Annotated in this window: 17 protein-coding genes and 1 tRNA gene; 1 reads left to right on the top strand and 17 read right to left on the bottom strand. The window is 73.1% G+C overall.

What is annotated here, in order from left to right; genetic code table 11:
- Positions 1–106: 106 nt before the first annotated feature.
- On the bottom strand, positions 107–769 hold the full coding sequence (locus tag ACH47X_RS17225) for an ANTAR domain-containing response regulator (RefSeq protein WP_020014751.1): 663 nt from the start codon (positions 767–769) through the stop codon (positions 107–109).
- A gap of 81 nt (positions 770–850) precedes the next feature.
- Between ACH47X_RS17225 and ACH47X_RS17220 the strand changes: the two genes are divergently transcribed.
- Positions 851–937, top strand: a tRNA-Leu gene (locus ACH47X_RS17220).
- Between the two features lie 5 nt (positions 938–942).
- Here ACH47X_RS17220 and ACH47X_RS17215 read toward each other — a convergent pair.
- The 16 genes from ACH47X_RS17215 to ACH47X_RS17140 all read right to left on the bottom strand — a co-directional run bounded on the left by ACH47X_RS17215 (position 943) and on the right by ACH47X_RS17140 (position 22,298).
- Complete coding sequence (locus ACH47X_RS17215) at positions 943–2,622, bottom strand: RyR domain-containing protein (RefSeq protein ID WP_397405769.1); 1,680 nt, start codon at positions 2,620–2,622, stop codon at positions 943–945.
- 136 nt (positions 2,623–2,758) lie between these two features.
- On the bottom strand, positions 2,759–4,195 hold the full coding sequence (gene pyk, locus ACH47X_RS17210; RefSeq protein WP_036963023.1) for a pyruvate kinase: 1,437 nt from the start codon (positions 4,193–4,195) through the stop codon (positions 2,759–2,761).
- A 71-nt stretch (positions 4,196–4,266) separates the two neighbouring features.
- Complete coding sequence (locus tag ACH47X_RS17205; RefSeq protein ID WP_397405768.1) at positions 4,267–5,745, bottom strand: glutamate synthase subunit beta; 1,479 nt, start codon at positions 5,743–5,745, stop codon at positions 4,267–4,269.
- Positions 5,738–10,321 carry a glutamate synthase large subunit gene (gltB, locus tag ACH47X_RS17200; RefSeq protein WP_397405767.1) on the bottom strand — a complete coding sequence of 1,528 codons (4,584 nt, stop codon included), beginning with the start codon at positions 10,319–10,321 and terminating at the stop codon, positions 5,738–5,740. The genes ACH47X_RS17205 and gltB overlap by 8 nt, the downstream gene beginning before the upstream one ends.
- Positions 10,322–10,436: 115 nt before the next feature.
- Positions 10,437–11,510: a prolipoprotein diacylglyceryl transferase gene (gene lgt / locus ACH47X_RS17195; protein ID WP_397405766.1), complete on the bottom strand. Its 1,074-nt coding sequence runs from the start codon at positions 11,508–11,510 to the stop codon at positions 10,437–10,439.
- On the bottom strand, positions 11,507–12,427 hold the full coding sequence (gene trpA, locus ACH47X_RS17190; protein ID WP_397405765.1) for a tryptophan synthase subunit alpha: 921 nt from the start codon (positions 12,425–12,427) through the stop codon (positions 11,507–11,509). The genes lgt and trpA overlap by 4 nt, the downstream gene beginning before the upstream one ends.
- Positions 12,424–13,716, bottom strand: a complete 1,293-nt coding sequence (trpB, locus tag ACH47X_RS17185) for a tryptophan synthase subunit beta (RefSeq protein ID WP_397405764.1) — start codon at positions 13,714–13,716, stop codon at positions 12,424–12,426. Before trpB ends, trpA begins: the two co-directional genes overlap by 4 nt.
- Positions 13,717–13,727: 11 nt before the next feature.
- Positions 13,728–14,543: an indole-3-glycerol phosphate synthase TrpC gene (trpC, locus tag ACH47X_RS17180; RefSeq protein ID WP_020014742.1), complete on the bottom strand. Its 816-nt coding sequence runs from the start codon at positions 14,541–14,543 to the stop codon at positions 13,728–13,730.
- Between the two features lie 220 nt (positions 14,544–14,763).
- Positions 14,764–15,198 (bottom strand): DUF2752 domain-containing protein, encoded by a 435-nt coding sequence (locus tag ACH47X_RS17175; protein WP_397405763.1) that lies wholly within the window; start codon positions 15,196–15,198, stop codon positions 14,764–14,766.
- On the bottom strand, positions 15,182–15,472 hold the full coding sequence (locus tag ACH47X_RS17170; RefSeq protein ID WP_397405762.1) for a DUF4190 domain-containing protein: 291 nt from the start codon (positions 15,470–15,472) through the stop codon (positions 15,182–15,184). The genes ACH47X_RS17175 and ACH47X_RS17170 overlap by 17 nt, the downstream gene beginning before the upstream one ends.
- Positions 15,473–15,480: 8 nt before the next feature.
- Positions 15,481–15,741, bottom strand: coding sequence for an HGxxPAAW family protein (locus tag ACH47X_RS17165; protein ID WP_020014739.1), 261 nt, complete (start codon positions 15,739–15,741; stop codon positions 15,481–15,483).
- A gap of 61 nt (positions 15,742–15,802) precedes the next feature.
- Positions 15,803–16,489 (bottom strand): Trp biosynthesis-associated membrane protein, encoded by a 687-nt coding sequence (locus ACH47X_RS17160; protein WP_397405761.1) that lies wholly within the window; start codon positions 16,487–16,489, stop codon positions 15,803–15,805.
- Positions 16,486–18,093 (bottom strand): anthranilate synthase component I, encoded by a 1,608-nt coding sequence (locus ACH47X_RS17155; RefSeq protein ID WP_397405760.1) that lies wholly within the window; start codon positions 18,091–18,093, stop codon positions 16,486–16,488. The genes ACH47X_RS17160 and ACH47X_RS17155 overlap by 4 nt, the downstream gene beginning before the upstream one ends.
- Complete coding sequence (hisI, locus tag ACH47X_RS17150) at positions 18,090–18,476, bottom strand: phosphoribosyl-AMP cyclohydrolase (RefSeq protein ID WP_397405759.1); 387 nt, start codon at positions 18,474–18,476, stop codon at positions 18,090–18,092. The genes ACH47X_RS17155 and hisI overlap by 4 nt, the downstream gene beginning before the upstream one ends.
- 82 nt (positions 18,477–18,558) lie before the next feature.
- Entirely contained in the window at positions 18,559–20,427 is a 1,869-nt protein-coding gene (locus ACH47X_RS17145; RefSeq protein ID WP_397405758.1) for an ABC transporter ATP-binding protein, read from the bottom strand.
- The gene (locus ACH47X_RS17140) at positions 20,424–22,298 is read right to left on the bottom strand and encodes an ABC transporter ATP-binding protein (RefSeq protein WP_397405855.1); all 1,875 of its coding nucleotides are present in this window, start codon (positions 22,296–22,298) and stop codon (positions 20,424–20,426) included. Before ACH47X_RS17140 ends, ACH47X_RS17145 begins: the two co-directional genes overlap by 4 nt.
- Between the last annotated feature and the right edge of the window lie 67 nt (positions 22,299–22,365).

The raw sequence follows: 22,365 nt of genomic DNA, 5'->3' as shown, positions 1-22,365 counted from the left end.
TTCGGCCCCGCGCAGACACTAGTACTGCCCGGGCCGGCAGAGAACATGCGGCCTCAAATTTCACCCGCTCCGGACAGTGCCCGGAACGGGCGTCAGCGGGTGCGGCTCAGGCGCCGACCTGCTCGATGACGGCGTCGGCGACCTCGCGCATGGTGAGGCGGCGGTCCATCGACGTCTTCTGGATCCAGCGGAACGACTCCGGCTCCGACAGGCCCATCTTGGTCATGAGGAGGCCCTTGGCCCGGTCCACGCGCTTGCGGGTCTCGAAGCGCTCGGTCAGGTCCGCGACCTCGGCCTCCAGCGCGCCGATCTGCGAGTACCGCGAGATCGCGATCTCGACGGCGGGCAGCAGGTCGGCCGGGGTGAAGGGCTTGACCACGTACGCCATGGCGCCGGCGTCGCGGGCGCGCTCGACGAGCTCCGTCTGCGAGAACGCCGTGAGCAGCACCACAGGCGCGGCGTGGGCCTTGCCGATGCGCTCGGCGGCCGAGATGCCGTCCAGCTCGGGCATCTTGACGTCCATCACGACGACGTCGGGCTTGAGCTCGATGGCCAGGTTGACGGCGGTCTCGCCGTCACCGGCCTCACCCACGACGTCGAAGCCCGCCTCGCGCAGGGTCTCCACGACGTCCATGCGGATCAGGGCCTCATCCTCCGCCACGACGGCGCGGCGGGAGGGGTGTGCGGGAGCGGCCTCCGGCTCGGCATCGACCAGCGGGGGCAGATCCAGGGAAAGCTTCTCGGTGTTCTCGTCGGTCACGAAGGACATCCTACGTCGCACACCTGGGCTTGGGTCCCAGCACAGCGGTGTGGTTCGATGTGCGCCGGGACATACTTCGTGTCCCGCAAGGCCGGGTTGGCGGAACAGGCAGACGCGGCGCTCTCAAAAAGCGCTGCCCGCGAGGGCGTGTGGGTTCGAGTCCCACACCCGGCACCAGTGGTTCAGACCCCGACGGAGAGCTCCGGCACCCGCGGCGCGTCGTACCGCACGACCTCCAGCCCGAACTCCGCCAGGATCTCGGGCAGCAGCCGCACCACGTCGCGGTCCTTCTCGCGGTTCGACTCGGGCAGCTCGGACCACGGCACGCCGATCATCGGGTGCACGCGGGCGTCGTCGTCCCGCACGGGGCCGCTGCGCCAGCCCTGCGCCACGCGCACGGACTCCCACAGCTCGTGCTCGGCCTCGGCGAGCCGGTCCAGCTCGGCGCCCTCGAACACCACCTCGGGGGCCCCGTCGCGTGGCGCGATCGTGGCGCCCATCCGGGCCAGCCGCGCGGGCAGTCCCACGACCCAGCCACGGTTGGAGGCCCGCAGGGCGTCCGGCAGGTCCTCCCAGCGCACCATCGCGGGGACCTCGCCCCAGCCGACGCCGCGCTCGAGCTGGTTGCGCAGGTAGACGTGGTGCACGGACCGCGCGATGCGCTCGTACATGTCGTCGTGCGCGCGGGCCTCCACGCGCTCGACGTCGGCGAGCAGGTCGCGGGTGGTCACGGTGCGCAGGCGGCCGTCCAGGTTGTCGAGCACCCGGGACGCCTCGGTGCCGAACGCGCCCGTCAGGCCGGCCAGGCCGTCCAGCAGGAGCACGAGCGAGCCGGGCCCGCCGTGCCACAGTGTCGTCGCCGTGAGCGCCACCCGCAGAGAGGCGCCGTCGGACGCGTGGCACACGTACACCGCGTCGGGGGCGGCGGCGCTGCCCGTGCCGAGCACGGGCACGGCCCGCAGCTCGATCCGCCGGGCCACGGGCGACCAGCGCGCCCGGAGCTCGCCGGCCACGTGGTCGGCGTCGTCCGCCGTCAGGTCGACCACCAGCCGCAGGCCCTCGCCGGCCAGCTCCCACTCGCGGGCCAGACCCACCACCAGCGCCTTGGCGAACTCGCCCGACCCGACCACCACCAGGTGCGTCACCGGCGTCGGGCCGCCCGGGGCGTCCAGGATCCGACGCACCTCACGCACGGCGAGGGCCTGGGCGGCGATCACGTCGAGCGTGAAGAAGTCCACACCCGGTTCAGCACAGCTCAGGTGCCGTGCCTGCAGCGCGACGCCCAGGTCGGGGTCGCTGACGTGGGCGTACAGCCGCTCCGGCCCGCTGCCCGCGCGGCGGACGGCGGCCTCCGCCTCGGCGACGGTGAGCACGTTCGCGGTCGCCTCGGCGGTGTCGTCACCGCACGCGTACAGCACGGTCGCGCCGGTCAGCCCGACGCCGGCCAGGCCGGCGGCGTCGGCCGTGCGCAGCACGCGGTGTCCCGCGGCCTCGAGGGCGGCGGCGACCGTGTCGGCGGCGTCGGTCTGCCCCACCACGATCGCGTGCCCGCGGGCGCGCCGTTCCCTGAACCGGCGGATCTCCCCGGTGAACAGGGCGCGCGCCGCCTCGAACAGCGCGTAGACGGCGGTGCCCGGCGCGAGGAACCGGGCGACCTGGAGCTGCCAGGAGAGCCCGCCCCCTTCGCTGGCCGGGTCGGCGCCCATCACGAAGAGCTGCAGGTCGTGGTAGACGACGTCGTACCAGGTCCGGCCGGGCACGTGCGTGGTGTCGAGCATCAGACCCCACCAGCCGAGGCCGAGCGAGACCACCACGAGGACGGCGAAGCCGATGCGGGACCAGGGGAAGGAGGCGCGGGTCACGCCGGAACAATAGCGACATCTCGCGCAGGTCGGTGCGAACGTGTCAGACGCCCCCGCACGTGTCAGACGTACGGGTCACCGAAGCGACCTGTGCGTCTGACACCTGCGGGGGCGTCTGACGTGTGCCGGAGTCAGGTCAGACCTGGCTGCGGCCGTCCGCCTGCGAGCCGATGCGGTGCACCAGGATCGAGTTGGTCGTGCCCGGCACGCCGACCGGCGCGCCCGAGACCACCACGACCGTGTCGCCCTTCTCGGCCAGACCCTGGTCCTGCAGGGTCAGGTCCACCTGGGCCACCATGGCGTCGACGGTGTCGACCTTCGGCACCAGGTACTCGTTGGTGCCCCACGTCAGGGCGAGCGTGTTGGCGACGTCCTGCTCCGGGGTGAACGCGAGCAGCGGGATCGACGAGCGCAGGCGGGACATCCGGCGTGCGGAGTCACCGGACTGCGTGAACGTCACGAGGTACTTGACCCCGAGCGTCTCGCCGATCTCGGCGGCGGCACGGGTGATGGCGCCACCACGCGTGTGCGGCGTCGAGCCGAGCGGCGCGATGCGCTCCCGGCCGGCCTCCTCCGTGGCCTCGATGATCCGGGCCATGGTCTGCACCGTGATGATCGGGTAGTCGCCCACCGAGGTCTCGCCGGACAGCATGACCGCGTCGGCCCCGTCGAGCACCGCGTTGGCGCAGTCCGAGGCCTCGGCGCGGGTCGGCGTCGGCGACGTGGTCATCGACTCCAGCACCTGCGTGGCCACGATGACCGGCTTGGCGTTGCGGCGCGCCATCTCGACGATGCGCTTCTGCACCAGCGGCACCTGCTCCAGCGGCATCTCGACCGCGAGGTCGCCACGCGCCACCATGACGCCGTCGAACGCGGCGATGACCTCGGCGAGGTTCTCCACGGCCTGCGGCTTCTCGATCTTGGCGATGACGGGGACCGTGCGGCCCTCCTCCTCCATCACGCGGCGGACGTCCTCGTAGTCCTTGGCGGACCGCACGAACGACAGCGCGATGAAGTCGGCCCCCAGGGCCAGCGCCCAGCGCAGGTCCGACTCGTCCTTGTCGGACAGGGCCGGCACCGACACGGCGACGCCGGGCAGGTTGATGCCCTTGTTGTTCGAGACGGGTCCGGGGACCTCGACCTCGGTGATGACCCGGGGGCCCTCGACGGCGGTGACGCGCACGCGCACCTTGCCGTCGTCGATCAGCAGCGGGTCGCCCACCTGGGCGTCCTGGGCCAGGCCCTTGTGGGTAGTCGAGACGATCTCACGGTTGCCGAGGATGTCCTCGGTCGTGATGGTGAAGGTGTCGCCCTTGTTCAAGAAATGCTTTTCGTCTCCCGCGAACCGGCCGAGCCGGATCTTGGGTCCCTGCAGGTCGACCAGTACGGCGACCGACTTTCCTGCCGCCTTGGCGGCCTCTCGCACGTTCCGGTAGACCGCCGCGTGCGCCTCCTGCTCGCCGTGGCTGCGGTTGATCCGCGCCACGTTCATGCCGGCGTCAACGAGTTCCCGGAGTTTCTCCGGGCTCTCCGTGGCGGGTCCGATGGTGCACACGATCTTGGCTCTGCGCATGTCTCCAGCCTAGGCATGGTGGGCGCCTGTGCGCCCTGTGGGGGTGTACAACTCCCGGTGAAGTTCTCGGGTCACGATCGCAGCGCGAGCGTGCGCGGGCGCACCGGGGCGGGCAGCTCGGTGCTGCCCTGAAGGTAGGTGTCGGCCGCGGCGGCCGCGGCGCGGCCCTCCGCGATGGCCCACACGATGAGCGACTGCCCGCGGCCGGCGTCGCCGGCGACGAACACGCCCGGGAGGCTCGCGGCGTAGTCGTCGCCGCGGGCCACCAGGCCACGCTCGGTGACCTCGATGCCGGTCTGCTCCTCGAGCACACCGGTCTCGGGGCCGGTGAAGCCCATGGCCACGAGCACCAGGTCCGCGGGGATCTCGTGCTCGGTGCCCGGCTTCGGCGCCCGACGTCCGTCGGGAAGGTACTCGGTCTCGGCGACCCGCAGCGCCCGGACGTTGCCGTCGGCGTCGGCCAGGAACTCGACCGTGGAGGCCAGGTACGTGCGCTCGCCGCCCTCCTCGTGCGAGGTCGAGACCTCGAACAGGATCGGGTCGGTGGGCCACGGCTGGTGGGCCGGCCGCTCGACCGGCGGCTTCTTGCCGATCGCGAGCGTGGTGACGCTCGCGGCGCCCTGGCGCAGCGCGGTGCCGAGGCAGTCCGAGCCGGTGTCGCCGCCGCCGATGATGACCACGTGCTTGCCGGCCGCGGTCGGCGCGCCCTCGGGCAGCACGTCCGGGGTACCGGCGGCGACCGCCTTGTTGGCGGGCGTCAGGTAGTCCATCGCGAAGTGGATGCCGGCCAGGTCGCGGCCCGCCACGGGCAGCTCCCGCGGCACCGTCGCACCGGTGGCGACCACGACGGCGTCGAACCGCCGGCGCAGGGCGTCCCAGCTGATGTCCTCGCCGATCGTCACGCCGGCACGGAACCGGGTGCCCTCGGCCTCCATCTGCGCCAGGCGGCGGTCGATGTGCAGCTTCTCCAGCTTGAAGTCCGGGATGCCGTAGCGCAGCAGCCCGCCGATCGCGTCGTCCCGCTCGTACACGACGACGGTGTGGCCGGCGCGCGTGAGCTGCTGGGCCGCGGCCAGGCCCGCCGGGCCGGAGCCGACGACGGCGACCGTGGAGCCCGTGAGGCGCTCCGGGACGTGCGGCGTGACCAGCCCGCGGGCGAACGCCTCGTCGATGATCGAGACCTCGACGTTCTTGATCGTCACCGCGGGCTGGTTGATGCTCAGCACGCAGGACGACTCGCACGGCGCCGGGCACACCCGCCCGGTGAACTCCGGGAAGTTGTTCGTGGCGTGCAGGCGGTCGATCGCGTCGGCCCACTGGCCGCGCCAGACGAGGTCGTTCCAGTCGGGGATCAGGTTGCCGAGCGGGCAGCCCTGGTGGCAGAACGGCACGCCGCAGTCCATGCAGCGGCCGGCCTGCTCCTTGAGGAACGGCTGCCCCTCCGTGCGGTGGGCGTGGGTGTCCTTCCAGTCCCGCAGGCGCACCTCGACCGGACGGTTGGCCGGGAGCTCCCGGTCCCGGACCTTCAGAAATCCTCTGGGGTCAGCCACGAGCCACCTCCATGATCTGGTTCCACACGGACGGGTCCCACTCGGACGCGCCCGAGATGTCGGTGCCGGCGGCCTCCGCCTCGGCGAGGGCCAGGCGCACGCGCGCCCAGCCGGGGGGCAGCAGGCGGCTGAACCGACCGCGTGCCGCCTCCGGGTCCGCGAGCAGCTCGGCCGCGACGGCCGACCCGGTCTCGGCGTGGTGCCGCTCCAGCAGGCCGCGCACGGTCTCCCAGTCGGCGTCGTCCAGGACGCCGACGGCGAGGTCGCCCGCCTCCAGCGCCACCTGGTTGACCCGCGAGACCCGCAGGTCCAGGAAGAACGCGGTGCCACCGGACATGCCGGCGCCGACGTTGCGGCCCGTGGGGCCGAGCACCAGCACGGTGCCGCCCGTCATGTACTCGCAGGCGTGGTCGCCCACGCCCTCGGCCACCAGGGTGGCGCCGGAGTTGCGCACGCCGAACCGCTCCCCCACGCGTCCGCGCAGGAAGACCTCGCCGGACGTGGCACCGTAGCCGATCACGTTGCCCGCGATGACGTCGGCGCCGCCCAGGACGGCCGCCTTGTCGGGCCGCACCGCGACGCGGCCGCCGGACAGGCCCTTGCCCACGTAGTCGTTGGCGTCGCCGAACAGGCGGAGCGTGATGCCGCGCGGCAGGAACGCGCCGAGCGACTGGCCGGCCGACCCGGTCAGGGTCACCTCGATCGTGTCGTCGGGCAGGCCCGCGCCGCGGTACCGCTTGGTCACCTCGTGGCCGAGCATGGTGCCGACCGTGCGGTTCACGTTGCGCACCGGCAGCTCGATCCGCACGGGCTCGCCGCGCTCCAGCGCCGGGCCGGCGGCCGCGATGAGCTGGTTGTCCAGCGCGCGGGCCAGGCCGTGGTCCTGCGCGGTGGTGTGGCGCAGGGACGAGCCCTCCTTGAGCTGCGGACGGGCCAGCACCGGCGTGAGGTCCAGGCCCTGCGCCTTCCAGTGGTCCACGGCCTTGCGGGTGTCGAGCACCTGCACCTGGCCGACGGCCTCCTCGAGGCTCCGGAAGCCCAGCGCCGCGAGGTGCTCGCGCACCTCCTGCGCGATGAACTCGAAGAAGTTCACGACGAACTCCGGCTTGCCGGTGAACCGGCTGCGCAGCTCGGGGTTCTGCGTGGCCACGCCCACGGGACACGTGTCCAGGTGACACACGCGCATCATGATGCAGCCCGACACCACCATGGGCGCGGTCGCGAAACCGAACTCCTCGGCGCCGAGCAGCGCCGCGACGATCACGTCACGGCCCGTCTTCATCTGGCCGTCGACCTGCACCACGATGCGGTCGCGCAGGTCGTTCAGCACGAGGGTCTGCTGGGTCTCGGCCAGCCCGATCTCCCAGGGCGTGCCGGCGTGCTTGAGCGACGTGAGCGGCGAGGCGCCCGTGCCGCCGTCGTGCCCCGAGATGAGCACGACGTCCGCGTGCGCCTTCGAGACCCCTGTCGCCACCGTCCCCACCCCGAACTCGCTGACCAGCTTCACGTGGACGCGCGCCGACGGGTTCGCGTTCTTCGCGTCGTGGATCAGCTGGGCCAGGTCCTCGATCGAGTAGATGTCGTGGTGCGGCGGCGGCGAGATGAGACCCACGCCGGGCGTCGAGTGCCGCGTCTTGGCGACCCACGGGTAGACCTTGTTCCCGGGCAGCTGACCGCCCTCACCGGGCTTGGCGCCCTGGGCGAGCTTGAGCTGGATGTCGGTGGCCTGCGTCAGGTACTCCGACGTCACGCCGAACCGGCCCGAGGCGATCTGCTTGACGCGCGAGCGGCGCTCGTCGTCGTACAGACGCTCCGGGTCCTCGCCGCCCTCGCCCGTGTTGGAGCGGCCGCCGAGGCGGTTCATCGCGATCGCGAGGGTCTCGTGCGCCTCGGCCGAGATGGAGCCGTAGGACATGGCGCCCGTGTTGAACAGCTTGACGATCTCGCTGACCGGCTGGACCTCGTCGATCGGCACCGGCTCGCGGTCAGGGCTGAAGCGCAGCAGGCCGCGCAGTGTCATGAGGCGGTTGGACTGCTCGTCCACGCGCCGCGTGTACTGCCGGAAGATGTCCATCCGGCCCGAGCGCGTGGCGTGCTGCAGGCGGAACACCGTCTCCGGGTCGAAGAGGTGGTCCTCGCCGTCGCGCCGCCACTGGTACTCACCGCCGGTGGTCAGGCGCTCCCCCGGCTTCTTGTTGCCGGACGGCGGGTACGCCTCGGCGTGCCGGGCCGCGACCTCGGCCGCGATGACGTCCAGCCCGATGCCGCCGAGACGCGACGTGGTGCCGGTGAAGTAGTCCTCGACCAGGTCGTGGGACAGGCCCACGGCCTCGAAGATCTGCGCGCCGCGGTAGGACATGATCGTGGAGATGCCCATCTTGGACATCACCTTGAGCACGCCCTTGCCGAGCGCCTTGATGAGGTTGGCCACGGCCTGCTCGGGCGTGACGTCCAGGTAGCCACGGCGGGCCAGGTCCTCGACCGTCTCCATGGCGAGGTACGGGTTCACCGCGGCCGCGCCGTAGCCGATCAGCAGCGCGACGTGGTGCACCTCGCGCACGTCGCCGGCCTCGACCACCAGCGAGACCCGGTTGCGGGTGTGCTTGCGCACCAGGTGGTGGTGCACGGCGCTGGTCAGCAGCAGCGACGGGATCGGGGCGAGCTCCGAGTTGGCGTCGCGGTCGGAGAGCACGAGGAAGCTCGCGCCCTGCTCCACGTACCGGTCGACGTCGGCGAAGATCGCCTCGAGCCGGGCCAGCAGCGCGGCGCCGCCGCCCGAGACGTCGTACAGGCCCTGGACGGTCTCGGCCTGGAACAGGCCCTCCAGCTCCCGGTCGCGCTCGACGTGCACGACCTTGGCGAGCTGGTCGTTGTCCAGCACCGGGAAGCCGAGCACCAGCTTGCGCGCGTGCTCCGGCAGGTCGGCCAGCAGGTTCGGCTCCGGGCCGATGGCGCTGCCGATGGCCGTGACCAGCTCCTCGCGGATCGCGTCCAGCGGCGGGTTGGTCACCTGCGCGAACATCTGCGTGAAGTAGTCGAAGAGGAGCCGAGGCCGCTGCGAGAGCACCGCGACGGGCGTGTCGGAACCCATGGCGCCGAGCGGCTCGCCGCCGGTGGTCGCCATCGGCGACAGGATGATCTTGAGCTCTTCCTCGGTGTAGCCGAAGGCCCGCTGCCGGCGCCGGACCGACGCCGGGCTGTGCGCCACGTGCTCGCGGTCGGGCAGCTCGTCGAGGTAGACGGAGTGCTCGCGGATCCAGTCCCCGTAGGGGTGCATCGCGGCGAGGCCGGACTTGACCTCCTCGTCCTCGACGATGCGGCCGGAGCCGGTGTCGACGAGGAACATCTTGCCCGGCTCCAGGCGGCCCTTGCGGACCACCGTGGCCGGGTCGATGTCGAGCACGCCGGCCTCGGAGGCCAGCACGACCAGCCCGTCCTCGGTGACCCACCAGCGCCCGGGGCGCAGGCCGTTACGGTCGAGCACGGCGCCGATCAGGGTGCCGTCGGTGAACGTGAGGGAGGCGGGGCCGTCCCACGGCTCGATGAGGTTCGCGTTGTACTGGTAGAACGCCCGCAGCGCGGGGTCCATGCCGGGGTTGTTCTCCCAGGCCTCCGGCACCATCATCAGCACCGAGTGCGGCAGCGACCGCCCCGACAGGTGCAGCAGCTCCAGCACCTCGTCGAAGCTCGCCGAGTCGCTCGCGCCGGGCGAGCAGACCGGCTGCAGGGGCGCCAGGTCACCGAGCAGGTCGGACTCCATGGTGCCCTCGCGCGCCGCGACCCAGTTGCGGTTGCCGCGCACGGTGTTGATCTCGCCGTTGTGGGCCAGCAGCCGGAACGGCTGCGCCAGGGGCCACGACGGGAACGTGTTGGTGGAGAACCGCGAGTGGACCAGCGCCAGCTCCGTGGCGTACCGCGGGTCCGACAGGTCGGGGAAGAACGGCTCGAGCTGCGCCGTCGTCAGCATGCCCTTGTACGTCAGGGTGCGGGCGCTGAGCGAGGCGAAGTAGAGCCCGACCTCGTTCTCCGCCCGCTTGCGCAGGCGGTAGCAGCGGCGGTCCAGGTCGATGCCGGACAGGCCGCGCGACGGGTCGGCCACCACGATCTGGCGGAACACCGGCATGGAGGCGCGCGCCGTCGGGCCGACGATGCCGGCGTCCACCGGCACGTCGCGCCACGCGAGCACGTCGAGCTTCTCCTCGGCGGCCAGCGCCTCGACGCGGGCCACCATGGCGTCCCGCTCGGCCTCGTCGGTCGGCAGGAACGCCGTCCCGATCGCGTACATCCCGGCGGGCGGCAGGTCCACCCCGACGACGTCGCGGACGAACGCGTCGGGGATCTGGGTGAGGATGCCGGCGCCGTCGCCGCTGTCCTCCTCCGCCCCCACCGCGCCGCGGTGGTCGAGGTTCAGCAGGGCGGTGAGCCCGGCATCGACGATGTCGCGTCCGGGCGTTCCGCGCAGGGTCGCCACGAAGGCGACGCCGCACGCGTCGTGCTCGGCCGCCGGGTCGTAGAGGCCGCCTTCAAACGTCTGCGTCGGCAGCCCAACCCTCTGTGTCGGCAACGGCTTGGTCATGGGTCCTCACAGGCACTCGGCCGCAGCCGAGCGCAGTCCTTGCGGGTGGTCCGGGACGACGGCGGCCCGGTCGGTCTCAGGGCTCGTCGTCCGGTGGTCCCGGCGGTCGTGCCCCTCAGGTGCGCACGGAGGCGTCCGCGTCGGACTCCTCCTGTGCTGCTGTCTTGCCTTCCTCCGGCTCGGCCTCGGCCTCGCCGGTCCCTTCGACTCCTGGGTCAGGCTCCGGCTCGACCCGTGGGCCGGCCGGTGGTTCGTCGTCCTCGGGTCGCAGCCGTACGGACTCTTCCCTGGTGGGGAACTTGCGAGCCAGCACGATCGAGACCACCAGGGCCGCTAGGCCCAGGAGGATCGAGGTCCAGACGTTGAGGCGGAGCCCCAGCACCTGCTCCGCATCGTCGATGCGGAGCATCTCGATCCAGACCCGTCCGAGAGTGTAGAGCAGGACGTACGCCCAGAATACCCGCCCATGACCCAACCTGAACCGACGGTCTAGAAACAGCAGAACTCCGGCCATCAGGAGATTCCACAGGAGTTCGTACAGGAAGGTCGGGTGGAACAGCGTGCCCTCCGGGTACGCCACGCCGGTGGCCGGGTTGGGCACCAGGTACTCGGCGTCGATGTGCAGGCCCCAGGGCAGCTCCGTGGGCCGGCCGTACAGCTCCTGGTTGAACCAGTTGCCGAGGCGGCCGACGGCCTGCGCGACGAGGAGGCCCGGCGCGACGGCGTCGGCGAACGACGACAGCCGTACGCCCTGTCGGCGGCAGCCGATCCAGGCGCCGACGGCGCCGAGCGCGACGGCACCCCAGATGCCGAGGCCGCCCTCCCAGACGTAGAGCGCCGTGACGGGGTCGCCCCCGCCCGAGAAGTTCTCGCCGAAGTACCGCTCCGGGGACGACAGCACGTGGTAGATCCGGCCGCCGACGATGCCGAACGGCACCGCCCAGAACGCGATCTCCAGGACGTCGTCCGGATTGCCCCCGCGCGCCTTCCAGCGCCGGGCGGTCATCCAGACGGCGATGACGATCCCCGCGAGGATCGCCAGCGCGTACGCGCGCACCGGGAAGATGCCGAGGTACCAGGTGTGCTCGCCAGGGCTCGGGATCTGGGAGGGGGCGGGCGCCTGCGGCAGTGCTGACAGCGCGGCGGGCAGCTCGTGCAGAGCGGCCGGCAGTGCGGTCAGCAGCGTCACAGGGCCTCTCCGGAGGTGGTCTTCGCACCGGCGGGGGTGTCGGCGGGCGCCGAGGCGCGAGCCGACCGTACCCCGGCCGCGAGGTCCTCCGTCACCCCGGCCAGATCCGTGAGACGGACCGCCCACTCGTCGTCCGGCAGCGGGCCGTCGGACAGGAGCGGGCGCACCAGGGCGGAGCCGACGATGACGCCGTCGGCGAACCGGCCCACCTCGGCGGCCTGCGCCCCCGTGGAGACGCCCAGGCCCACGCAGACGTTGGGCGCGCCCGCGGCGCGTGTGTCGGCCACGAGCTGCTCGGCGCGCGAGCCCACCTCGTTGCGCACACCCGTGACGCCCATGAGCGAGGCCGCGTACACGAAGCCGCGCGACTGGCCGACCGTGAGCCGCAGCCGTTCCGGCGTCGAGCTGGGGGCCACGAGGAACACACGGTCCAGCCCGTGCCTCTCGCTGGCCTCGATCCAGTCGGCGCCCTCGTCCGGGATGAGGTCGGGCGTGATGAGCCCGGCGCCGCCCGCGGCCGCCAGGTCGCGCGCGAACGCGTCCGGGCCGTACTTGAGCACCGGGTTCCAGTACGTCATGACCAGCACGGGCACGTGTGGCGCGTAGTCGCTCAGCTCACGCACCACGCGGAACACGTCCCGCACGCGGGCGCCCGCGTCGAGCGCGCCCTGCGCCGCGGCCTGGATCACCGGGCCGTCGAGGACGGGGTCGGTGTACGGGACGCCGAGCTCGATCAGGTCGACGCCGTGGTCGACGAGGGTCTTGAGCGCCTCGATCGACCGGTCGACCGTCGGGTAGCCCACCGGCAGGTAGCCCACCAGGGCGGCCCGGTTCTCCTGCTCGCGCAGGCGGGCGATCAGGTCGGCGCTGCGGGACCCGGTGTGGGGTCCCGTCGCCGGCTCGGTCAGCGTGCTCATCCCCGGCCCTCCTGCCGCTCGAGCTCTTCCGCGGCCACGTTGTCGGCGCCGTCCAGCAGCCCGAACCAGCGCGCGGCCGTCGCCACGTCCTTGTCCCCGCGGCCCGACAGGTTCACCAGCAGCAGGAGCGGCTGGCCGTCCGGCCCGGTGCGCCCCTCGGCCGCGGCGGCCTGGCCGATCCGCAGCGCGCCCGCGAGGGCGTGCGCCGACTCGATGGCCGGGATGATGCCCTCCGTGCGGCACAGCAGGCGGAACGCCTCCATGGCCTCGTCGTCGGTCACGGGCTCGTAGGTGGCCCGGCCCAGGTCGTGCAGCCAGGCGTGCGCGGGGCCGACGCTCGGGTAGTCGAGGCCCGCGGAGACCGAGTGGCTCGGCAGCGTCTGGCCGTCGTCGTCCTGCAGCAGGTAGGAGCGCGCGCCGTGCAGCACGCCCAGCGCGCCGCCGCTGAACCGGGCAGCGTGACGGCCCGACTCGATGCCCTCGCCACCGGCCTCGAAGCCGCGCAGCTCGACGCTCTTCTCGTCGAGGAACGCGTTGAAGATGCCCAGCGCGTTGGACCCGCCGCCCACGCATGCCGCCACGACGTCGGGCAGGCGGCCGGTGCGCTCCAGCATCTGCTCACGCGCCTCCTCGCCGATGATGCGGTGGAACTGGCGCACCATCTCGGGGAACGGGTGCGGGCCCGTGACGGTGCCCAGCAGGTAGTGCGTGGTCTCGACGTTGGCGACCCAGTCGCGCAGCGCCTCGTTGATCGCGTCCTTGAGGGTGCGCGAGCCGATCTTGACGGGCACCACCTCGGCGCCGAGCAGGCGCATGCGCGCCACGTTCAGCGCCTGGCGCCGCGTGTCCTCCTCGCCCATGTAGATCACGCACTCGAGGTCCATCAGGGCGGCCGCGGTCGCGGTGGCGACGCCGTGCTGGCCTGCCCCGGTCTCGGCGATGAGGCGCTTCTTGCCCATGCGCTTGACCAGCAGCGCCTGGCCGAGCACGTTGTTGATCTTGTGAGAGCCGGTGTGGTTGAGGTCCTCGCGCTTGAGGAACACCCGCACGCCACCGTGCTCGCCGCCCGCGTGCGCCGCGAACCGCGGCACCTCGGTCAGCGGGCTGGGCCGGCCGGTGTACTCCCGGTGCAGGCGCTGCAGCTCCGCCGCGAACTCGGGGTCGTCGGCCGCCTTGCGGAACTCGGTGTCCAGCTCCTCCAGCGCGGCGATCAGCGCCTCGGGCACGAAGCGACCGCCGTACTGACCGAAGTACGGGCCGGAGACGTCGGAAAGCTTCACGTCGCTCATCTGGGATCCCTTCAGGCCGGCCGCACGGACCGCAGCGACGGGTGCGAGCCCGCGGCGACGAGGTCCGCCACCGAGGCGCGCGGGGCGCCGTCGGTCACGAGGGCCTCGCCCACCAGGACGCCGTCCGCCCCGGCCCGGGCCATCTCCATCACGTCGTGCGGGCCACGGATGCCGGACTCGGCGATCTTGATCACGTCGTCCGGGATGTACTCGGCGAGGCTGCGGAACAGGCCGCGGTCCAGCTCGAGGGTCTTGAGGTTGCGGTGGTTGACACCCACGACGCGCGCCCCGGCGTCGACCGCCCGGCGCACCTCCTCGAGGTTGTGCGTCTCCACGAGGGCCGTCATGCCGAGCGAGTGCACGCGCTCCACCAGCGACTCCAGCACGGTCTGCTCCAGGGCGGCCACGATGATCAGGACGAGGTCGGCCCCGTGCGCGCGGGCCTCCCACACCTGGTACGGCGTCACGACGAAGTCCTTGCGCAGCACCGGCACGTCCACCCGGCCGCGCACGGCGTCCAGATCGGCCAGCGAGCCGTGGAACCGGCGCTGCTCGGTGAGCACCGAGATCGCCGAGGCCCCGCCGGACTCGTACTCGACGGCCAGGGCCGCCGGGTCGGCGATCGGGGCCAGGGATCCCTTGCTCGGGCTCGAGCGCTTCACCTCGGCGATCACGGAGACGGCGTCCGCCTGCTTGAGCCGGCCGAGGCACTCGAGGGCACCGGGCACGGCGTTGGCGCGCTCCTTGAGCGCGTCGAGAGGCACACGTGCCTCACGCTCCGCGAGGTCCTCACGAACCCCCGCGACGATGTCCTCCAGGACCGACATGTAATGAGCCTCCCCGTGCCCTTGCTCTGCCCTCGGCAGGCGGCCTCGTTCGTGCGGCTGACGACGCACCGCGCGCCTGCTGGGACCTGTGCCCCATGGCCATGGTAGGCGGATCCAAGGTGTGGTCCTGACCACTCCCGGCCCGTGAGACGACGGCCCGTCAGATCCCGGCCCGGGCGCGGCGCACCCTCCCCGGCGGAGCGCCTGATCAGCGCGGGGATCAGAGCCAGGGGGTCAGCCAGGGCTGCAGCCACGGCAGGTTCCGCGCCACGAGGAACGCGAGCGCGACCCCGAGCGTGACCCAGCCGCCGGTGCTCGACAGGCCGCGGAACGGGCGTCCGCGGGCAGCGGCCACGAGCCAGGCGAGCCACACGACGACGACCACCGGGGCCGTGACGGTCCACAGCGCGTTGGCGGACCAGGCGCCTGCCAGGTCGAGGTGCGCCAGGTCGTGCGTGGCACGCAGCCCGCCGCACAGCGGGCAGGCCAGGCCGGTCAGCTCCAGCAGCGGACAGAACCCGTAGGAGCCCGGCACGTGCGGGTCGCGGAGCGCCACCAGGAGGGTCGCCGCCCCGACGGCCGCCCCGGCCAGCAGCGGCGCCCGCAGCGCGGGTGCCGTCGCCGGCCGGACGGCGGTCTCAGGAATGGGGCCCACCGGCCAGGAAGCGGACGATGACGAGGCCGATGACGAATACGAGGACCGCGAGGGACAGCCAGCCCAGCACGACGCCGGCCAGCGCCGTCCCCTCGTTGTTGGCCTCGCCCGCGCGGACGGCGCGGCGGCCCTGGTTGCCGACGATGATCGCGGGGATGCCCGTGAGGACACCCAGGAACAGCACGATCGACGCGATGCCCAGCACGAGCGACCAGACCCCCAGGTTGTTGCGGGGGTAGGCGGCGGACGGTGCGGCCATCTCCAGGGCGGTCATGGCACCGGTTACCGCTGGACCGTCTTCTGGCCCAGGCCCAGGTTGCGCAGCACCAGGCCGATGATCAGCGAGGCGCCGACCACGACGAAGCCGAGCACGAACAGGACCAGCCACGACGACCAGGACTGGGCCACCACGACGCCCCACGAGGAGATCAGCACGCCCAGCGTGATCCCGACCATCGTGACCCACGCCGCGACCGTGTGGCCGTGGTTGGTCGGCGGGACGCCCGGCGGGAGGTAGGCGATCTCAGGCTTGTTCTCGGTCATCGCAGGTTTGATGCCTTTCGTGTCGTGCGGTACGCGCCCAGCCTAACCGTTCCCGGCCGGGTCAGCGGCCCGTCGGGTCGTCGCCCCGGGACAGCGCGTCCCAGGCGTCGTGGGGGTCGATCTCGTCGTCGGTGTCGTCCTCGGTGCTGCCGGCCGGGTCGCTGGCGGCGCCCGGCCCGGCCGCCTCGGGGGCGGTGTCAGGACCGGCCGCGGGGCCGGCAGTGCCCGCCTCGCCCGCGGTCCCGGCGGCGGTCGCCGCCGCGCCCTGCCCCGCCCGCTCGTGGCGGGCCGACGTCGCCGTCCAGCCCCGGGCGGCGATGCCGGCCCAGACCGCGACGACGACGGCGAGCACGCCCGTCGCGACCGCGGCCCACGGCCAGGCGGTCAGCACGACGGGCGAGGTCAGCTCGGTGACGCCGCTCGTGGCAGACGCCGCGTTGGTCGCGGCGGGGGTCGGGTCGCCGACGACGACGAGCGTGCTGGTCACCACGAGCACGCCGGCCGCGGCCGCGACCACGAGGGCGACGTACCGGGCCACCCGCCCGGTCAGCGCGCACGCGATGCCTGCCGCGAGCAGCACGAGGGCGCCCGCGCCGACGCCGGGCGCGGCCGAGGTGCCCGACGCGGCGACCGCCACCTCGGGCTCGAGCGCCGTGGCCACCGTCGTGGTGATCCAGGTCGGCGAGCCCGTGCCGAAGGTGAGCGCGCCCAGCACGAGCAGCGCGAGGACGGTACGGGTGCGGGTCACTTGTCGCCTCCGGTCCGCGTCGTCACCGTGCGCAGCGGCGCGAGCCGGGAGGCCAGCTGGACGGCGCGGACCGCCGCGGCCGCCTTGTTGCGCGACTCCGCGTACTCCAGGGCGGGCACCGAGTCGGCCACGATGCCGCCGCCGGCCTGCACGCTGGCGCGGCCGTCCGCGATGTACGCGGTGCGGATCGCGATGGCCATGTCCATGTTGCCGCCGAAGTCGAAGTAACCGCAGACGCCGCCGTAGATGCCGCGGGAGGCGGGCTCCAGCTCGTCGATCAGGGCGATCGCCCGAGGCTTGGGCGCCCCGGACAGCGTGCCCGCCGGGAAGGTCGCCCGCAGGGCGTCCAGGGCGCCGAAACCCTCCCGCAGGCGGCCCACCACGGTGGAGCACATGTGCATGATGTGGCTGAACCGGCGCACCTTCATGAACTCGACCACCTCGACGCTGGTCGGCTCGCACACCTTGACCATGTCGTTGCGCGACAGGTCCACCAGCATGATGTGCTCGGCCCGCTCCTTGGGGTCTGCCAGGAGCTCCTCGCCCAGCTCGGCATCCTCCTCGGGGTGGGCGCCACGCGGTCGGGAGCCGGCGATCGGGTAGGTGGTGACGTGGCCGTCGTCCACCTTCACGAGGGTCTCCGGGCTGGAGCCCACCACGGCGAACTCGGCGCCGTCGGGCTTGGCCAGGTGGAAGTAGTACATGTACGGGCTGGGGTTGATGGTGCGCAGTGCCCGGTAGACGTCCAGCGGATCTGCGGGGCAGTCCAGGTCGAGGCGCTGCGACAGCACCACCTGGAACACCTCGCCGTCGCGGATCGCCTCCTTGCCGGCGAGCACGGCGTCCTCGAACTCCTCGCGCGTGGACCGGAACTCGAGCTCCGGCTCGGGCGCGTCCTCGACGACGACGGACGTGACCCGCGGGCCGCCGGCCGCGAGCCGGGCCTCCATGGCGTCCAGCCGGGCGACGGCGTCCGCGTAGGCCTCGTCGACGCGCTCGTCGGTGGCGTCGGCGTTGATCGCGTTGGCGACCAGCCAGACCGTGCCCTCCCGGTGGTCCACGACCGCGAGGTCCGTGGCGAGGCACAGCGCGAGCTCGGGGGCGCCCGTCTCGTCCGGGGCCGTGGCGGGGAGCGTGGGCTCCCAGTGCCGCACGATGTCCCAGCCGAGCACGCCGGCCAGGCCGCCGGTCAGCGGCGGCAGGTTGGCCACGCCGGGCGTGCGCAACGCCGCGAGCGCCGCCTCGACCACGTCGACGACGTCGCCGGTGGTCGGGATGCCGACGGGCACGTCACCGGTCCACACGGCCTGGCCGCCGTCGCTGGTCAGGGTCGCGCGCGAGGCGACGCCGACGAACGACCAGCGCGCCCAGACGCCGTCGGACTCCGCCGACTCCAGGATGAACGTGCCGGGCCGGCCCTGGGCGAGGGTCCGGTAGAGCCCGACGGGCGTGGCGTCGTCGGCCAGCAGGGGGCGGACCACCGGGATCACCCGGCGGTCGGCGGCCATCTCACGGAACTCCGGCAGGCTCGGCCAGCTGCGACCCCACGGCAGGTCGGCGGGTGCGGTCGCCGTGCGGGCCTCGTGGGTGTCGAGCTGGGTCACCGGGTCTCCTCGTGTCGCTGGTCGGGTACGCCTACCGCCGCGCCCAGGTCGCCGCCGGCCTCGAAGCAGGTGCGCGTGCCCGTGTGGCACGCCGCGCCGATCTGGTCCACCTGGACCAGCACGGCGTCACCGTCACAGTCGAGGCTCGCGGCCTTGACGTACTGGGCGTGCCCGGAGGTGTCGCCCTTGCGCCAGTACTCCTGGCGGCTGCGGGACCAGAACGTCACGCGGCCCTCGGTGAGGGTGCGGCGCAGGGCTTCGTCGTCCATCCAGCCGACCATGAGCACCTCGCCCGTGTCGTGCTGCTGGACCACGGCGGCGACCAGGCCGGCGTCGTCCCGCTTGAGCCGGGCGGAGAGAGTGGGGTCGAGAACTTCGGGCACCTGAGAATCCTGCCACGTCGCGGGCCGACGGCGGTGTGATGTCCGCCGCCGGCCCGGATCCGGTACCGGAACGTGAGCCGGGCTAACGGGTCTGGGCGACCCAGCTCGCGTGCATCTGGGCGTAGATGCCGTCGGCGGCGGCCAGCTCGGCGTGCGGGCCGACCTCGGCGACGTGGCCCTGGTCCACCACGACGACGAGGTCGGAGGCCTCGGCCGTGGAGAGCCGGTGCGCGATGGTGATCGTGGACCGGCCGGCGGTCAGGGAGTCCAGGGCGCGGGCGATCCGGACCTCGGTCGCCGGGTCCACGGCGGACGTCGCCTCGTCGAGCACCAGCAGGTCGGGCTGTGCGAGGTAGGCGCGGGCGATCGCGACGAGCTGCCGCTCCCCCGCCGACAGCGCCTCGCCGCGCTGGCCGACCGCCGTGTCCAGCCCGTCGGGCAGGTCGGCCACCCAGTCGGCCAGCCCGAGCTCGGTGAAGGCCTGCTCGACCGCGGCGCGGTGCCCGCCGTCCGCCTCGTGGTCGCCGGTCTCGAGCGGGGCACGCAGGCCGTAGGCCGCGTTGTCCAGCACCGTGCCGTCGAACAGGAAGCCCTCCTGCGGCACCAGCACCACGCGCTCGCGCAGCGAGGCGAACGACAGGTCGCGCAGGTCGGTGCCGTCCAGCTCCACGGCGCCCGCCGTCGGGTCCATGAGCCGGGTGACGAGCTTGGCGATGGTCGTCTTGCCGGAGCCGGTCTGCCCGACGACGGCCACCTTGGTGCGGGGCGGCAGGTCGAGCGTCACGCCGTGCAGCACCTCGGGGCCGCCCGGGTAGGCGAACCGCACGTCACGCAGCGTCACGTGCGCCGGCCCGCGCTCCTGGGTCGCCGCGCCCGGCTTCTCGGCCACCTGCACCGGCGTCTCGATGACGGCGATGACGCGCCGCCAGCCGGCCACGGCGTTCTGCAGCTCGTTGAGGATCTCGGTGGCCATCTGCACCGGACCGGTGAAGAGCTGCACCAGGAACAGGAAGGCCACGAGCTCACCCGCGCTCAGCCCGCCGCCCACCCCGAGGAACGTGCCCACGACCACCACGACGGCCAGCACCAGGTTGGAGATGAGCACGCCCGACGAGAACGTCGCCGCGACCAGGATCTGGGACCGGGCCTGCGCGGTGCGGGTCGCCTCGACGGAGGCGCCGATGCGCCGCCCCGTGCGCTCGGCCACGCCGTAGGCCCGCACCGTCTCGGCGCCGACGACCGACTCGGAGATCGCGCCGAGCATCGCCCCGACCCGCTCACGCACCAGCGTGTACGCGCGGTTGACGTACTTCTGGCCGAACCGGATCACGAGGAACATCGGGATGAACGCGATCCAGACCACGGCCGTCAGGATCGGCGAGTAGACGAGCATGAGGCCCGTCGCCACGAGCACCTGCAGCACGCTGACGAGCAGCATGATGCCGCCCCACTGCACGAACAGGGAGACCGTGTCGACGTCGTTGGTCACGCGCGAGACCAGGGCGCCGCGGCGCTCCGTGTTCTGCGTGAGCGTCGAGAGGTCGTGCACGTGCCGGAACGCCTTGACGCGCAGCGTCGCCAGGCCCGCCTCGGCCGAGCGGAACAGGCGCACGTTGACGAGCGCGGCGCACAGCGCGGCCAGCACCAGCGCTCCCGCCGCGAGCGACGCGAGGAGGACCACCTGGCCGACGTCGGGACCGCCGTCGGCCAGCACGCCCACGTCGATCGTCTGCTGGACCGCGAGCGGCACCACCACGCGCCCGGCGGCCGCGAGCGAAGCCAGCAGCAGGGTGATCCAGAGGCCCTTGGTGATCTCCGGGCTGATCTCGATGCCACGGCGCAGGGTCGCGAGGACACCCAGGCCGCTGGCCGACTCGATGCGCGCGCCGTCGGCGTCGAGCAGGTCCTCGGGCACGTCGGCCACGTCGGGCTCGTCGGTCACCGCGGTCATCGGGACACCTCTTCCAGCTCGTCGTCCAGCTTTCCGGCGGCGGCCTCGTCGGCCCGTTCCTGCTCGCGGCGCTCGGTCTCGGCCTCGTACGCCGTGGCGAGCTCGCGGTAGCCGGGGTCGCGCGCCATGAGCTCGTCGTGCGTCCCGACGTCGACCACGCGGCCGCCGTCGACGTGGACCACGCGGTCCGCGAGCGCCACCGACGACATGCGGTACGCCACCATGATCACGGTGGTGCCGGGTCCGGCGGCGGCAGGTTCCTCGGCGCCGGCCGTCGTGCCCGTCCCGGCGGCCAGGCCGCGCAGGATCTCCTGCTCCACGCGGGGGTCGACGGCGCTGGTCGCGTCGTCGAGCACGAGCAGGCGCGGGGCCCGCACAAGGGCACGCGCGATGGCGAGGCGCTGCCGCTGCCCGCCGGAGAGGTTGGCGCCACGCTCGCCGAGGGGCGCGTCGAGGCCACCGGCCATCTCGCGCACGGTCTCGTCCAGGCGGGCGAGCCGCAGGGCGTCCCACACCTCGTCGTCGGACGGCGTGCCGGGTGTGCCCGGGTCGGCGAGCGTGACGTTGCCGCGCACGGTGTCCTCGAAGATGAACGTGGTCTGCGTGACGAGTGCGACCTGCCCCGGGATCTCACCGTCGGCGAGGGTGCGGGCGTCGACGCCGTCGAGCAGCACCTGCCCGCGCGTGGGATCGGAGAGTCGGGCCAGCAGGCTCACCAGGGTGGTCTTGCCCGCCCCGGTGGTGCCGACGACGGCGACCGTGGCGCCCGGCTCGACCGCGACGTCCACGCCGTCGAGCAGCGTGATCGAGCGGCCGCGGGCCCCGCTGATCGCGGGGACGTCGACGCCGACGTCGGCCAGGCGCACGGACATGCCGGTGCGGCCGGCGTCCCGCGGCAGGCGGGCGTCGCCGTGCTCGAGGGCGCCGGTCGCGTCGGCGACCTGTGCGATGCGCTCGTAGCCGACCAGGGCGCGCGGCAGCTCGCCCAGCACCCAGCCGAACGCCTGCACGGGCACGGTCATCATCGTGAGCAGGTAGGCGGCGGTCACCAGGTCGCCCGGTTCGACGGCGCCCGCGGCGATCCGCCAGGTGCCGACGGCCAGCACCAGGAGGGTGCCGATCGACGGCAGGGTCTGGATCACGGGGTCGAACAGCGAGCGGACGATGCCGACCCGCACGTTCGCGGCGCGCAGCTCCTGCGTGCGGGCACCGAAGCGGCCCTCCTCGCGGTCCTCGGTGCCGAGCGCCTTGACCAGCAGCGCCGCCTCGAAGCTCTCGTGGGCGACGTCGGCCACGTCGCCGCGCAGCCGCTGCGCCCGGGTCACGGCCGGGGACATGTGCCGCTGGTAGACGGCGTTCACGGCGATCGTGACCGGGATGATCGCGAGGGCGGCGAGCGCCAGCCAGGGGTCGATCGCCACCAGCAGACCCACGGAGACGCCGATCATGACCACGACGCCGAGCGCGAACGGCAGCGGGTTGAAGACGCCGGTGGCGGCCTCGGTGTCGGAGGTGGTGTGGTTCAGGAGCTGGCCGGCGGGGTGCGAGCGGTGCCAGGAGACGGGCAGCCGCAGGTACTGCCGGGTCAGGGTGGTGCGGTGGTCGGCCTGGATGCCGACGAATCCGAAACCGGCCCAGATGCGGCGGCCGGCGACGGACAGGGCGAGCGAGAGGGCGACGGCGCCGAGCACGAGGCCGGCGAGCCAGACCCGGTCCTGGGCGGCTTCGTCGCCGCCGATGGCCGGAACGACGACGGAGTCGGTGGCCCAGCCGACCGCGCGGCTGACGGCGACGGTGAGCGCGCCGAAGAGGCCGGAAGCGCCCACGGCCAGCACGTAGATGCCGGGGTGGGCGCGCATACCGCGCCACATGACCGAGATCGAGCGGCGCACACGAGAGCCCTGTAGGGCCATCGGGGTGGGTCGCGGGGCTTCTGGG

The organism is Promicromonospora kroppenstedtii (genome assembly GCF_044389675.1).
GTDB lineage: Bacteria > Actinomycetota > Actinomycetes > Actinomycetales > Cellulomonadaceae > Promicromonospora > Promicromonospora kroppenstedtii.
The sequence above is the reverse complement of the archived record's forward strand: the minus strand, read 5'-3'. Positions and strand labels throughout refer to the sequence as shown.

Excerpts from the sequence above, each read along its gene's own strand:
- ACH47X_RS17225 (WP_020014751.1), bottom strand. The coding sequence starts at position 769 with ATGTCCTTCGTGACCGACGAGAACACCGAGAAGCTTTCCCTGGATCTG.
- ACH47X_RS17140 (WP_397405855.1), bottom strand. The coding sequence starts at position 22,298 with ATGTGGCGCGGTATGCGCGCCCACCCCGGCATCTACGTGCTGGCCGTG.
- ACH47X_RS17170 (WP_397405762.1), bottom strand. The coding sequence starts at position 15,472 with ATGACCGCCCTGGAGATGGCCGCACCGTCCGCCGCCTACCCCCGCAAC.
- trpB (WP_397405764.1), bottom strand. The coding sequence starts at position 13,716 with ATGAGCGACGTGAAGCTTTCCGACGTCTCCGGCCCGTACTTCGGTCAG.
- pyk (WP_036963023.1), bottom strand. The coding sequence starts at position 4,195 with ATGCGCAGAGCCAAGATCGTGTGCACCATCGGACCCGCCACGGAGAGC.
- ACH47X_RS17145 (WP_397405758.1), bottom strand. The coding sequence starts at position 20,427 with ATGACCGCGGTGACCGACGAGCCCGACGTGGCCGACGTGCCCGAGGAC.
- trpA (WP_397405765.1), bottom strand. The coding sequence starts at position 12,427 with ATGAGCACGCTGACCGAGCCGGCGACGGGACCCCACACCGGGTCCCGC.
- trpC (WP_020014742.1), bottom strand. The coding sequence starts at position 14,543 with ATGTCGGTCCTGGAGGACATCGTCGCGGGGGTTCGTGAGGACCTCGCG.
- gltB (WP_397405767.1), bottom strand. The coding sequence starts at position 10,321 with ATGACCAAGCCGTTGCCGACACAGAGGGTTGGGCTGCCGACGCAGACG.
- ACH47X_RS17165 (WP_020014739.1), bottom strand. The coding sequence starts at position 15,741 with ATGACCGAGAACAAGCCTGAGATCGCCTACCTCCCGCCGGGCGTCCCG.